This window comes from Streptomyces sp. NEAU-W12, assembly GCF_026242095.1.
In the GTDB taxonomy this organism is placed as follows: Bacteria; Actinomycetota; Actinomycetes; order Streptomycetales; family Streptomycetaceae; genus Streptomyces.
In genome coordinates this window covers 87,979-100,634 of record NZ_JAPJDM010000024.1, presented here as the reverse complement: position 1 = coordinate 100,634, position 12,656 = coordinate 87,979, and the positions used below count along the sequence as shown (strand labels likewise).

The 12,656-nt window shown below is 73.1% G+C and carries 12 protein-coding genes; 11 read left to right on the top strand and 1 reads right to left on the bottom strand.

Annotated features, from left to right (window positions below; genetic code table 11):
* The first annotated feature begins 32 nt into the window (after positions 1 to 32).
* The 7 genes from ORI94_RS27130 (at position 33) to pgm (ending at position 7,615) form a co-directional block, all read left to right on the top strand.
* On the top strand, positions 33 to 992 hold the full coding sequence (locus tag ORI94_RS27130) for an STM4015 family protein (protein WP_266080328.1): 960 nt from the start codon (positions 33 to 35) through the stop codon (positions 990 to 992).
* A 10-nt stretch (positions 993 to 1,002) separates the two neighbouring features.
* On the top strand, positions 1,003 to 2,202 hold the full coding sequence (locus ORI94_RS27125) for an STM4014 family protein (RefSeq protein ID WP_266080404.1): 1,200 nt from the start codon (positions 1,003 to 1,005) through the stop codon (positions 2,200 to 2,202).
* A gap of 94 nt (positions 2,203 to 2,296) precedes the next feature.
* Complete coding sequence (locus ORI94_RS27120) at positions 2,297 to 3,118, top strand: STM4013/SEN3800 family hydrolase (protein ID WP_266080326.1); 822 nt, start codon at positions 2,297 to 2,299, stop codon at positions 3,116 to 3,118.
* Positions 3,115 to 4,491 carry an STM4012 family radical SAM protein gene (locus ORI94_RS27115; protein WP_266080324.1) on the top strand — a complete coding sequence of 459 codons (1,377 nt, stop codon included), beginning with the start codon at positions 3,115 to 3,117 and terminating at the stop codon, positions 4,489 to 4,491. The genes ORI94_RS27120 and ORI94_RS27115 overlap by 4 nt, the downstream gene beginning before the upstream one ends.
* Before the next feature lie 46 nt (positions 4,492 to 4,537).
* Positions 4,538 to 5,446, top strand: coding sequence for an STM4011 family radical SAM protein (locus ORI94_RS27110; RefSeq protein ID WP_266080402.1), 909 nt, complete (start codon positions 4,538 to 4,540; stop codon positions 5,444 to 5,446).
* Positions 5,443 to 5,871 (top strand): hypothetical protein, encoded by a 429-nt coding sequence (locus tag ORI94_RS27105; RefSeq protein ID WP_266080322.1) that lies wholly within the window; start codon positions 5,443 to 5,445, stop codon positions 5,869 to 5,871. The genes ORI94_RS27110 and ORI94_RS27105 overlap by 4 nt, the downstream gene beginning before the upstream one ends.
* Before the next feature lie 103 nt (positions 5,872 to 5,974).
* Complete coding sequence (gene pgm / locus ORI94_RS27100) at positions 5,975 to 7,615, top strand: phosphoglucomutase (alpha-D-glucose-1,6-bisphosphate-dependent) (protein WP_266080320.1); 1,641 nt, start codon at positions 5,975 to 5,977, stop codon at positions 7,613 to 7,615.
* A gap of 40 nt (positions 7,616 to 7,655) precedes the next feature.
* On the opposite strand, the gene ORI94_RS27095 is transcribed toward pgm, so the two are convergent.
* Positions 7,656 to 7,946 carry a hypothetical protein gene (locus ORI94_RS27095; protein WP_266080318.1) on the bottom strand — a complete coding sequence of 97 codons (291 nt, stop codon included), beginning with the start codon at positions 7,944 to 7,946 and terminating at the stop codon, positions 7,656 to 7,658.
* Positions 7,947 to 8,609: 663 nt separating this feature from the next.
* Between ORI94_RS27095 and ORI94_RS27090 the strand changes: the two genes are divergently transcribed.
* From ORI94_RS27090 to ORI94_RS27075, 4 genes are all read left to right on the top strand, one after another.
* On the top strand, positions 8,610 to 9,185 hold the full coding sequence (locus ORI94_RS27090) for a MarR family winged helix-turn-helix transcriptional regulator (RefSeq protein WP_266080316.1): 576 nt from the start codon (positions 8,610 to 8,612) through the stop codon (positions 9,183 to 9,185).
* 198 nt (positions 9,186 to 9,383) lie between these two features.
* The gene (locus ORI94_RS27085; protein WP_266080314.1) at positions 9,384 to 9,818 is read left to right on the top strand and encodes a hypothetical protein; all 435 of its coding nucleotides are present in this window, start codon (positions 9,384 to 9,386) and stop codon (positions 9,816 to 9,818) included.
* A gap of 92 nt (positions 9,819 to 9,910) precedes the next feature.
* Positions 9,911 to 11,176 (top strand): glycosyltransferase family 4 protein, encoded by a 1,266-nt coding sequence (locus ORI94_RS27080; RefSeq protein WP_266080312.1) that lies wholly within the window; start codon positions 9,911 to 9,913, stop codon positions 11,174 to 11,176.
* On the top strand, positions 11,173 to 11,991 hold the full coding sequence (locus tag ORI94_RS27075; protein WP_266080310.1) for a transferase: 819 nt from the start codon (positions 11,173 to 11,175) through the stop codon (positions 11,989 to 11,991). The genes ORI94_RS27080 and ORI94_RS27075 overlap by 4 nt, the downstream gene beginning before the upstream one ends.
* Positions 11,992 to 12,656: the final 665 nt, after the last annotated feature.

Below are 12,656 nucleotides of genomic sequence, written 5' to 3'. Positions count from 1 at the left end.
CTCACCCGCGTCACACGTCAGGAGCGGCCCGCATGATCATCGGTGGCACTCTCGAGAAGCTGTACGGACTGCCCGTCTTCTCCTTCCCCGGACCGTCGGGGACGACGGCGGAGCTGCCCGACCCCGACGCCGTGGCCTGGCGGATCGCCACCAGCTCGTACGACGCCGAGGAGGCGTGGGAGGCGGTCTTCGCCCGGTTCTGCGCCCAGGTCGACACGACCAGGGTGAGGGCGCTGATCGTCGGCGCCTGGGAGGACGCGTACGACTCGGCCCCGTCCGAGGCCATCCAGGCGCTGCTGGCCGCGCGTGACCGCCTGCCCGCCCTGCGGTCGGTCTTCCTGGGGGACATCACCTCCGAGGAGTGCGAGATCTCCTGGATCAACCAGACCGACGTCACCCCCCTGCTGGCCGGCTTCCCCGCCCTGGAGGAGTTCGGGGTGCGGGGAGGCCAGGGCCTGGAGTTCCCCGCGCTGCGTCACGAGGCGCTGCGCTCGCTGACCATGGAGACCGGCGGTCTCCCGGTGGAGGTCGTCCGGGGCGTCGGGGCCAGTGAACTGCCCGCGCTGGAGCACCTCGACCTGTGGCTCGGCACCTCGTGGTACGGCGCGGACAGTGAGGCCGCCGACCTGGAGCCGATCCTGTCCGGAGACCGCTTCCCGCGCCTGCGCCACCTCGCTCTGCGCAACAGCGAGATCCAGGACGAGGTCGCCGCCGCCGTGGCGTCCGCCCCGGTGGTCGCCCGCCTCGACGTGCTCGACCTGTCCATGGGCACCCTCGGCGACGACGGCGCCGTGGCTCTCCTCGGCGGTCAGCCGCTGACACATCTGAAGAAGCTCGACCTGCACCACAACTACCTCAGCGAGCCTCTCCGGCAGCGCCTGAGCGAGACCTTCGCCGCCGCGGGCGTCGAGATCGACCTCGACCCGGACGACGCCGAGGCGGACGAGGACGAGGACGGCACCGCCCTCCGCTACGTGTCCGTCGGGGAGTGACGACCGCGTGATGCAGGCCCAGCCGTCCGCCCCGCCCGTGCGCTTCGCCGTCGTGGGCAACCCGGAGAACCGCAGGATCGCCCTCTTCGCCGAGGGCGTACGCGCGGCCGGCCTGCCCGCACCGCGCCTCGTGCCCTGGGCCGACGTCCTGCGTGCCGGCGGGGCGGACTTCGCGGCCGACGAGATCGTCCGGCTCGACTCGCCCGGCGAGAACCCGGAGGTCGACCGGCTGCTGCGGGACATCCAGGACCCCACGAGGGTCGAGGGCTCGGCACTCTGGTACGCGCGGTTCACCCGCGCGACGCGGGGGCTGCGGGGCGGCATCCGTCTCGACGACACCGACGACCTGGCCGTCCTGTTCGACAAGCGGCGCTGCCACGCGACCCTCGAGGCGGCGGGCGTCCCCGTACCCCGGTCGCCCACCTCCGGAGGGGACGCGGCACCTGTCCGGGGCTGGGACGACGTCCGAGCCCTCATGCGCGAACACCGGATGCCGAGGCTCTTCGTCAAGCCGGCACACGGCTCCTCGGCCTCCGGCGTTCTCGCCGTCGAATCGTCGGCCGCCGGCCGCGTCCGGGCCACCACCTCCGTCGAACTCACACCGGACAAAGTCCTGTTCAACTCCCTCAAGCTGCGCCGCTACGAACGGGAGCGGGACATCGCCGCGATCGTCGACACGCTGGCACCCGACGGACTGCATCTCGAGCGCTGGCTGCCCAAGGCCTCGCTGCGGGGACGCGTCACCGATCTGCGGATCGTGGTGGTGGCCGGCCGTGCGACCCACGCCGTGGTGCGCACCAGTACCTCACCACTGACCAACCTCCACCTCGGCGGAAGCCGCGGCGACCTGGACGCGGTCCGGGAGGCCGTACGGGCGGGAGGCGGCCGGTGGTCCGACGTCCTCGCCGTGTGCGAGCGGGCGGCGGCCTGCTTCCCCCGCACCCTGTGCGTGGGCGTCGACCTGCTCCCGGCCGTCGGCTGGCGCAGGTCCGCGGTCGGCGAGGTCAACGCCTTCGGCGATCTGCTGCCCCGCCTCACGGGCCTGCCGGGCAGCGGAGCGGAGGGCCTCGACACCTACGCGGCACAGATCGCCGCCGTCCTGCACCGCACCGGCACCGCGGACGCCCCGCAGCATCCGAACCACCGGCACCACGCGCAGCACCCGCATGATCCACACAGAACAGGAACCACCACCCATGCCCGCGCCTGACCCGACGCCCCCCGCGCCCGCACCGCGCGACCCGCAGGCCGCCGGACCCGCCACACCCCCGGCGCCCCGACAACCGGACCGGCACGAGCCCGACATGAGCGAGATCGTCGGCAGCCACGACATCCTGCTCGTCACGCTCGACACCCTCCGCCACGACGTCGCCGCCGAACTCGCCGCCACCGGCCGCACCCCGAACCTGGCCCGCGTGCTGCCCGGCGGCCGGTGGGAGGAGCGGCACGCCCCGGGAAGCTTCACCTACGCCTCGCACCAGGCGATCTTCGCCGGCTTCCTGCCGACGCCGGCCACCCCCGGCCCGCACCCCCGCCTGTTCGCGGCACGCTTCGCCGGCAGCGAGACCACGGCCGACGGCACCTTCGTGTACGAGACCCCGGACCTGGTGTCGGGCCTGGCGAAGGAGGGCTACCGCACGGTGTGCATCGGCGGTGTCGGCTTCTTCAACCAACGGGGCCCCCTCGGCTCGGTACTCCCCGGCATGTTCCAGGAGTCCCACTGGGAACCGGAGTTCGGCGTTGCCTCGCCCACCTCGTTCGAGGCCCAGGTGGCCCGTGCGGAAGAAGTCGTACGGGAACTTCCCGACGGGCAACGCCTGTTCCTCTTCGTCAACGTGGCCGCCCTGCACCAGCCGAACTGGTTCCACCTGCCCGGCGCCACCCGGGCCGACGGTGACACCCGCGCGACGCACGCCGCCGCCCTGGAGTACGTCGACCGGCACATCGGCCGCCTCTTCGCCGCCGCGAGCAGCAGGCGCCCCTGCTTCGCCGTCGTCTGCTCCGACCACGGCACCGCGTACGGCGACGACGGCTACACCGGCCACCGCATCGGCCACCCGTCCGTGTGGACCGTGCCCTACGCCCACTTCCACCTGGACCACACCCCCGCCGAGGCCGCCCGATGACCACCGTCACCAGCCCCCACCACCCCCGCACCGGCGGGACGCGCCCGGCGGGCCCGTACCAGAACTACGTCTACGCCTACCCGCACAAGACCGCCTACCGACGGCTCACCGACCGCCCGCTCCTGCGCGACCTGTGGGCCGCCGAACCCAAGGACGCCCTCTCCCTCTACCTGCACATCCCGTTCTGCGAGGTCCGTTGCGGCTTCTGCAACCTCTTCACCCGCATCGGAGCCCCCGACGGCCTCACCGGTGCCTACCTGGACGCCCTGGAACGGCAGGCGACCGCAGTGCGCGAGGCCCTGGGCGAGCAGGACGGCGTGCGGTTCGCCACCGCGGCCTTCGGCGGAGGCACCCCCACCTTCCTCACCGCCGCCGAACTCGAGCGGCTCTGCGGCATCGCCGAACACCGCATGGGCGCCGACCTGCGGGGTGTCCCCCTCTCCGTGGAGGCCTCGCCCGCCACGGCCACCGCCGACCGGCTCGAGGTCCTCTCGGCGCGCGGCACCACCCGACTGAGCCTCGGTGTCCAGAGCTTCGACGACGCCGAGGCCCGCGCCGCCGTACGGCCGCAGCGCCGCGCCGACGTCGAGGCGGCCCTCGGCCGCGTCCGCGACGCCCGCATCCCCGTCCTCAACATCGACCTGATCTACGGCATCGACGGCCAGACCGGGCGGACCTGGCTGCGTTCCCTGGACGCCGCCCTGGCCTGGCAGCCCGAGGAGCTCTACCTCTACCCGCTCTACATACGCCCCCTGACCGGTCTGGGCCGCCGCGCACCGGACACCGATCCGGCCTGGGACGAGCAGCGGCTGCGCCTGTACCGGCTGGGCCGCGACCACCTCCTGGCCCACGGCTACACCCAGCAGTCCATGCGCATGTTCCGTCGCGCGGACGCCCCGCCACAGGGAGCCGACGACTACGCCTGCCAGACCGACGGCATGATCGGCCTCGGCTGCGGCGCCCGCTCGTACACCACCGGCCTGCACTACTCCTTCGACTACGCCGTCGGCATGCACGAGATCCGCGGCATCATCGACGACTACGTCCGGCGCCCGGCCGCAGACCTGGCCCGAGCCGAGTACGGCCGGGCGATCGGTACCGACGAGGCCCGTCGCCGTCACCTCATCCAGTCACTGCTCCAGGCGGACGGCCTCGACACCGCCGACTACCGGGCCCGGTTCGACAGCACGCCCCAGGACGACTTCGGCGCCGAACTGTCCCGGTTCGCCGACCGCGGCTGGCTGGCGGACGGCAGCCCGCGCGCCCCGCTGCTGCGGCTGACCCCGGAAGGGCTCGCCCACTCCGACGCCATCGGGCCGGAGCTGTTCTCCCCGGCCGTCCGGACCGCCATGGCCGCCTACGAGCGGAAGTGAGACCCGTCCCGTGAACCGCTCCGCGCCCAGCCCTCCGAACGTCCCCATGGACCTGACCGTGCTCTATCGCGGTCCGCTCGCCTCGTGCGACTACGACTGCCCGTACTGCCCCTTCGCCAAGCGCCGCGACAGCCGGGAGCAACTGCGCGCCGACCGCGCCGCCCTGGAACGGTTCACCCACTGGGCCACCGAGCAGACCGGCGACCGCCTCTCCCTCCTCTTCACCCCCTGGGGCGAGGGCCTGGTCCGTTCCTGGTACCGGCGCGCCCTGACCGAACTCTCCCACCGGCCGCACATCCGCCGGGTCGTCATCCAGACCAACCTCAGCTGCCGTACCGACTGGCTCGCCGACGCCGACCTCGGCACCCTCGCCCTGTGGTGCACCTACCACCCCGGGCAGACCCCGTACGACCGCTTCCTGGCCAAGAGCCACGAACTGGCCCGCCTCGGTGTCCGGTTCAGCGTCGGCGTCGTCGGCCTGTCCGAACACCTGGAGGCGGCCCGGCGGCTGCGTGCCGAGCTGCCGGAGCAGGTGTACCTGTGGGTCAACGCCGCCGAGGGCCGTACGTACGACGACGCCGAGGCGGACGTGTGGACGGCACTGGATCCGTTGTTCGGCTACAGCCGTCGCCCGCACGCCAGCGCGGGCCTGCCCTGCCGTACCGGGGAGTCCGTGATCTCCGTCGACGGCGAAGGCACGGTCCGCCGCTGCCACTTCGTCCGCACCGAACTGGGCAACCTCTACGACGGCAGCTACCGGCAGGCACTGGCCCCACGCGCCTGCCCCCTCACCAGCTGCGACTGTCACATCGGATACGTCCACCTCGAGACGCTGCCGCTGTACGACGTGTTCGCGGGCGGTGTCCTGGAGCGCGTCCCGGCGCCGCCCGCTCGACGTGAATCGGACGACGGAACGGGTTTGCCGCGGGACTCAGCGGCAAGTCGGTGTCCATGAGTGAACAGAACAAGAGCCCGAACCAGAAGACCACCTCTCCCCGGAACGCCGCGGCCAGGGCCCAGAACGCCACGGAGAAGGCGACCGCTCCCGCCGAGCGGGCGGCAGGCGGCGCCGCCACCAAGATGAATGACGCGGCGTCAGTGGCCAAGTCGGGCGCCGAGCGCGCGGCCGGAGTGGCGAACGGCGCCGTGCAGAACGCGGCCAAGGGCGTCGAGGCGGGCCGCAAGGCGGTCGTCGCCACCTCGGGTCAGGTCGCCGCGACCGCGGTGACCGCCTGGACGGTCCTCTCGAACCGCAAGCTCGTCGCCGCCGGTGTCGGAGCCGGCCTGACCGTACTGAGTGCCGCGTCCTACGCGGTGGGCCGCCGCACGGAACGCCACACCCACGGTCCTCTCACACGGATGACCGGCGGACGCATCTGACCCGGGGCGGGACGGGGTGGGCGGTTCCACTCGCGCGGTGCGGCCTCGAAGAGGAAAGATGTGTCCGCAAGCGCAGAATCAACCCCTGCCAAGGAGTGGGCACATGCAGCACGAGCGAGCGGGCGGTCCGGCCGGTCCCGAGGATCTCGTCGACGTCGCCCGGCTGGTCACGGCGTACTACGCGGTGCACCCGGACCCGCAGGACGCGGGGCAGCGCGTCGCGTTCGGTACGTCCGGGCACCGTGGCTCGTCCCTGGCGGGCGCGTTCAACGAGGACCACATCGCCGCGACCAGCCAGGCCATCTGCGAGTACCGAGCGGAACAGGGCACCGACGGCCCGCTCTACCTGGGTGCCGACACCCACGCGCTCTCCGAGCCGGCCAGGGTGACCGCCCTGGAGGTGTTCGCCGCCAACGGTGTCACGGTGCTCATCGACAGTGCCGACGGCTACACGCCGACCCCCGCGGTCTCGCACGCGATCCTCACCCACAACCGCGGCCGCACCACCGGCCTCGCGGACGGCGTCGTCGTCACCCCGTCCCACAACCCGCCCGCCGACGGAGGCTTCAAGTACAACCCGCCCAGCGGCGGCCCCGCCGGTTCCGAGGCGACCACCTGGATCCAGGACCGTGCGAACGCCCTGATCCGTGACGGTCTCAAGGGTGTCCGGCGTATTTCCTACGCCCGTGCCCTCGCCGCCCCCGGCACCGGTCGCCACGACTTCCTCGGGACCTATGTCGCCGACCTGCCGGGGGTGCTGGACCTGGACGCGATCCGCACGGCCGGCATCCGCATCGGGGCCGACCCGCTGGGCGGGGCGTCCGTCGCCTACTGGGGCCGTATCGCCGAGCAGTACGGCATCGACCTCACCGTGGTCAACCCCCTCACCGATCCCACCTGGCGGTTCATGACCCTGGACTGGGACGGCAGGATCCGCATGGACTGCTCGTCGCCGCACGCCATGGCCTCCCTCATCGCGCAGCGGGACCGTTTCGACCTGGCCACCGGCAACGACGCGGACGCCGACCGGCACGGCATCGTCACTCCGGACGCCGGCCTGATGAACCCCAACCACTACCTCGCCACAGCCATCCAGTACCTCTACGCGCACCGCGAGCAGTGGCCGGCCGCGGCCGGCGTGGGCAAGACACTGGTGTCGTCCGCGATGATCGACCGGGTCGCCGCCGACCTGAAGCGCGAACTGGTCGAGGTGCCCGTCGGCTTCAAGTGGTTCGTCGACGGGCTGGCGGACGGCACCCTCGGCTTCGGCGGTGAGGAGTCCGCCGGCGCCTCCTTCCTGCGCCGCGACGGCTCGGTGTGGACCACCGACAAGGACGGCATCCTCCTGGCGCTGCTCGCCTCCGAGATCACCGCGGTCACGGGGAAGACACCCTCCGAGCACTACGCCGCGCTCACCGCCCGCTTCGGCGAGCCCGCCTATGAACGGATCGACGCCCCGGCGACCCGGGACGAGAAGGCCCGCCTGGCCAAGCTCTCGCCCGCGCAGGTCGCCGCCGACACCCTCGCCGGGGAGGCGGTCACCGCGGTGCTCACCGAGGCCCCCGGCAACGGCGCGTCCATCGGCGGCATCAAGGTGACCACGGCCAACGCCTGGTTCGCGGCCCGCCCCTCGGGCACGGAGGACGTGTACAAGATCTACGCCGAGTCCTTCCAGGGACCGGGCCACCTCCGAAGGGTGCAGGAGGAGGCCAAGGCGGTGGTGCTGTCGGCGCTGGGCGGCTGAAGGGTTCCGCGCCGCGCGGTGTGCGGGGGCCGGCGGTGCGTCAGCCGGCCTGCACCGCCGACGTGGCCGGGGGCGGGGAGGCGAGGCCGGACGGAACGGACGTCGCCGTGGGCAGTTCCGCGGGGACGTCCTCCGACTGCTGCAGCACCGTGCTCCCGGGCCCCTGGTCCGGGGTGCCCGCGCCGGTGGACAGCTGGGACCACGCGCCCAGGACCAGCGCGATCGCGGCAGCCGTGCCGATCACCCGGCAGACACGGCGCGCTCTGGCCCGCCTGTCGAGGTCCCGCCACGGCCGGGCCCTCCCACGGGTCGTCGGGGTACCAGAGGTCACCGACGGCGTCCGTACTGCCGGCCCCCGGCCCCGCCGTGCGTCCGCGGGCCGGCCGCGGCTGCCACCCCGACGCCCGCTGCAGGGCGGAGGGTTCGACGGGGGCGGTGGCGCGGATGGCGCGTTCGTTGTCCGTGAGGAACCGCTGCCAGACCTCGTCGGGTACCGACGGCGTCCCGTCCCTGTCCTCCGGCGTCTCGCCGTCAGGTCGCTGCGCGGTCACGTCCGTCCGTTCCTCTCCGGTGCGGGAGCCCGCCGACGACACCACGGCTCACCCGCACCAGGATCCCGGACAGGATCATCCCACAGCGCGAGATCGTCGGGCCAGGGGCCAGGGGCCAGGGGCCAGGGGCCAGGGGCCAGGGGCCAGGGGCCCGGCGCCCCGGACGCGGATCGTCCGGACCGGTGGGACTCGATTGCACAGATGTCCGAGGCGATGGCCGGAACACGCCGGCGACCGTTGCATAGCCTAACGGCGGGGGAGGGGCGTCCAAGGAGGAATCGGACGGCTCTCGAGTGCCTCGCCGCCGCTGGGGCAGGTCATGACCGACGAGAAGCCGCCATCGAGCCGGACCGCGTTGTGCTGGATACCGGTCGCGGTGATGCCGGCGGTTGAGCCGCCGCTCGCAGGCGTACGGGCCGGGCGGGGTGAGGTACAAAGGATCCATGCCGGAGCGTGGGGTTCCCGCCGGGACGGGTGACGACGTCGATGCCGTCACCCGTGCGGTCCTGACCGCCTCACGTCTGCTCGTGGAGGTCTCCGCACGGTCCCTGGGCGCGGTCGAGGACCGGGTGACCCAGCCGCAGTTCCGCATGCTGGTGGTGCTGTCGACCCGCGGCGACACCACGCTGGTCGCCCTCGCCGAGCTGCTCCACGTCGCCCCGTCCACCGCGATGCGCATGATCGACCGGTTGATCGCGGCCGGACTCGCCGTACGGCGGACCAATCCGGCCAACCGCCGCGAGACGCTGCTGCGGCTGACCGACGAGGGCCGGCGGATCGTCGCGGACGTCACCGCGCGGCGCCGCGCCGAGATCGCCGGGATCGTCGGACGACTCGCCCCCGAGGAACGGGCGGCGCTCGTCGGGGCGCTCACCGCGTTCAACGAGGCCGGCGGCGAGCCACCGGCTCCGGACGATCCCGAGGGACCGGGGGCGCGACTCCCGGGCGACCCACGGCTCCGCCCGCCGGGCCCGCCTGCCGAGGACGGAGGCGCCCAGCGGGAGCGACCCGGCCGATGAGCGTTGTCGCCGAAACGCCGACCACGCTCGGGTCCAGCAGGATCGGGCCGGACGAGACCGGCCCGATCCTCACGGACCGGCTCGCCGCGCTGCAGGCAGCTTGACCGTGCGGGAGCGGACGGCCGGGCCTCAAATATGCATGCTAAATTCCTATTTGAGAGGCTCCCGCGCACAGGACGCACAGGACGGTGACATCCGATGACGGCAGACGGCGGCGACCCCACCCCCGATTACGACGACGACCCGCTGCCCCGGACGCTGTGCGACACGACCGTGCTGGCGGCCCTCGAGGACGCGCCGGCCGGCGCCCTGTGGCGGCTGGCGGAGTCCGGCCGGCAACTCGACGCCAACGTCGTCCGCATCCCGCCCGGCCGACAGGTCGACGCGCACCGCGAGCCCGACCTCGACGTCCTTCTCCTCGTCCTGGCCGGCGAAGGCTCACTGACCGCACCCGACGGCACGCAGCTCTTGCGCGCGGGCACTCTGACCTGGCTCCCGCACGGCTCCACGCGCGCACTCGCCGCCGGCGCCCAGGGACTGACCTACCTGACCGTGCACCGCCGCCGCCCCGGTATGCGGATCAAGCCGTCCGGCACGGCGGCGCCTTCGGCCGGTCGGCCTCAGCGGCAGTGACCGGACGCATCTTTCGTCCAGAAGGTGAAACCCGAGCCAACAAAGTGATAACAGCAGACAACTTATGAACGCTTTGAGCGGTCTAGTCCGCCATGAAGATCTCTTTCCTGATCCACAACGCCTATGGCATCGGAGGCACGATCACCACCACGTTCAACCTCGCCGCCGCGCTGGCCGAACGGCACGACGTGGAGATCGTCTCCGTGCTGCGGCACCGGGAGCACCCGAACCTCACCCCGCACCCCGATGTGAGGTTCCGGCACCTGGTGGACCTCAGGCAGGAGAAGGAGGACCCCCGGCACCGGAGACCGGCCAAGGTCTTCCCCTCGGCCGAGTACCGCTACCACCAGTACAGCGAGCTGACGGACCAGCGGATCGCCGCGTGCCTGGGGTCCACCGACGCCGACGTGGTCATCGGGACCCGGCCGGGACTCAACGTGCACCTCGCACTCCAGGCCCCGGAGCACGTCGCACGGGTCGGCCAGGAGCACCTCACCCTGGACAACCACCCGCCCCGGCTGCGCACCGCGCTGCGCCGGGCCTACCGCCGTCTCGACGTGCTCACCACCGTCACCGAGGCGGACGCCGACTCCTACCGGCGCAAGATGCGGCTGCCCGGCGTACGGGTGGAAGCCCTGCCGAACAGCGTCCCCGACCCCGTCCTGCCCGCCGCCGACGGCACCGCCAAGGTGGTCGTCACGGCCGGCCGGCTGGTCCCCGTCAAGCGCTACGACCTGATCATCCGGGCGTTCGCCCGGGTCGCCGCCGCCCACCCCGACTGGCAGCTGCGCATCTACGGCAAGGGCGAGGAACAGGCCGCGCTGCGCCGCCTGATCGAGTCGCTCGGCCTGTGGAACAACGTCTTCCTCATGGGCGCGGCGACCCCGATGGAGGCTGAGTGGGTCAAGGGGTCCATCGGGGTCGCCGCGTCCAACTTCGAGCCGTTCGGCATGACCATCGTCGAGGCGATGCGCTGCGGACTGCCCGTGGTGAGCACCGACTGCCCCTACGGACCCGGCGAGATCATCAAGGACGGCGTCGACGGCCGGCTGGTGCCCGTCGGTGACGCCGACGCCCTCGGCGCGGCCCTGCTGGAACTCGTCGGTGACGACGAACGCCGCCGTCGCATGGGCAGGGCGGCCCTCGAGAACGCCCGCCGCTACGCCCCCGGGCCCGTCGTGGCGCGGGCGGAGCGCCTCGCCGGGCAGGCCGTGGCGGCCAGAAGCACCGGCGGGTGCTCCGCGCCGGGGGAGGGCCGGGCCCACCGGGCCCTGTCCGGCCAGGGCCACGCCGCCGCCGACCTCGCCCTCGCCGCCGCCTCCGAGGCGCTGCGCACCCTCCGGAAGGGACGCCGATGAGCACCGCCGCACAGGACACGGGCGCACCGCGCGCCCACTGCACGGTCGACGCCGACGGCCGGACGACCTTCCGCATCGCGCTCCGTCCGGCCGGGCGCCCCCGGCTGGCCCTGGTGCCGAGACCGAAGAAGAACGCGCCGGAACAGCCGACGCACCTCCTCGACCTCGAACCCCACGGCGACGACGGCGACCTGGGCGCGGTGCTCGAACCGCTGCCCGCCCTCGCCGAGGGCCGCTGGGACGCGTACCTGATGAGGGAGAGGGACGCGGTGCGGGAACGGCTGCGCCCCGGCCTGCGGGACCTGCGCGCCCTCGTCGGCGGAAGCCTGCGCGAGTGGCCGACCCCGGTGGCCGTCCGGGTGCCCTACGCCACGAAGGACGGGTTCCTCGCGGTCCGGGCCTGGCTGCGCACCGCCCACGCCGAGGCAGGCCGCCTCGACCTCGCGGACGGCGCGATGACGGTCCACGCGCGCCTGCACGGCGCCGAACTCTCCGACGACGCCACCGTGTTGCTCCGGCTGCGCAGCGACAGGGATACCACGCGCTCCTTCCCGCTGCGGACCGAGGGCGGCGCCTTCTCCTTCACCGCGCCTTTGGGGGAACTGTCCGGCGGGGTGCCCGGCGACCAGGTCTGGGACGCCTTCCTGCGGCCCGCAGCCGACGCCCCACTGGTCCGGATCGGCCGATTCCTCGACGACGTGGCCGACCGCAAGACGGTGTGCGTGTACCCGGCGCTCACCGTCGGCGAAGCCGTCGTGCGTCCGTACTACACCGTCGACAACGACCTCGCCGTCGAGGTGAACACCGTGCACTGAACCGGCCACCGTCCACCCTCGTCCGTCCAGGTGGTGACGGACGAGGAGCAGAGGCCCCCTGCGGGAGATCCCGGTGGGCGGCGGTTACGCGGGGCGGACGACGCGTCCCACTCCGTGGTGCACCACCTCGCCGACCGGCCCGTCGACGAGCGCGGCCTGCTGGTGGTCCGGCCGATCCGCGGCTCGGCACCGAAAGGACGCCGGCTCCGGGCGCGTGGGCGGCCGGGGGACACCGCCGTGCCCGACCCGGCGTCCCGGGGGTGCGGACGGTGCCGGACGCCCAGCGTGCCGCGCGGCAGGGCAGGCCGCCCGCGAAGAACCTCGTCGCCGGTCTGCGCGGACACCGGGTGCGCCCGTACCGGCACAGCAGCCTCGGATCGGTGGCCCCCCGGGACCGGGCCGGAGCGTCTTCGCGTACAAAAACACGTCGTCGATCGACGGCGCGGGCCAACCGGCCATCTGCTTCGGGGCGACGCATGGTGATGCTGTCCGAACACGGGCTGTACCCCGTCGGCCCCGGCCGCTGCCTCTGGTCTCGGCCGGTGTCCCGCCCTTCACGGTACGGGCCCTCCTCGGCCCGGAGGCGCAGAACCCCGAAGTGCTCTGCTTCTCCGGGGTGACGGCCGGGCAGGACGCTGTTGGTCTTCGACGCACTGCTCAGTGCT

Coding starts and splice junctions, on each gene's coding strand:
- ORI94_RS27075 (WP_266080310.1), top strand. CDS start 11,173: ATGAGCACCGCCGCACAGGACACGGGCGCACCGCGCGCCCACTGCACG.
- ORI94_RS27125 (WP_266080404.1), top strand. CDS start 1,003: ATGCAGGCCCAGCCGTCCGCCCCGCCCGTGCGCTTCGCCGTCGTGGGC.
- ORI94_RS27090 (WP_266080316.1), top strand. CDS start 8,610: ATGCCGGAGCGTGGGGTTCCCGCCGGGACGGGTGACGACGTCGATGCC.
- ORI94_RS27080 (WP_266080312.1), top strand. CDS start 9,911: ATGAAGATCTCTTTCCTGATCCACAACGCCTATGGCATCGGAGGCACG.
- ORI94_RS27130 (WP_266080328.1), top strand. CDS start 33: ATGATCATCGGTGGCACTCTCGAGAAGCTGTACGGACTGCCCGTCTTC.
- ORI94_RS27105 (WP_266080322.1), top strand. CDS start 5,443: ATGAGTGAACAGAACAAGAGCCCGAACCAGAAGACCACCTCTCCCCGG.
- ORI94_RS27085 (WP_266080314.1), top strand. CDS start 9,384: ATGACGGCAGACGGCGGCGACCCCACCCCCGATTACGACGACGACCCG.
- ORI94_RS27115 (WP_266080324.1), top strand. CDS start 3,115: ATGACCACCGTCACCAGCCCCCACCACCCCCGCACCGGCGGGACGCGC.
- ORI94_RS27120 (WP_266080326.1), top strand. CDS start 2,297: ATGAGCGAGATCGTCGGCAGCCACGACATCCTGCTCGTCACGCTCGAC.
- ORI94_RS27110 (WP_266080402.1), top strand. CDS start 4,538: ATGGACCTGACCGTGCTCTATCGCGGTCCGCTCGCCTCGTGCGACTAC.
- pgm (WP_266080320.1), top strand. CDS start 5,975: ATGCAGCACGAGCGAGCGGGCGGTCCGGCCGGTCCCGAGGATCTCGTC.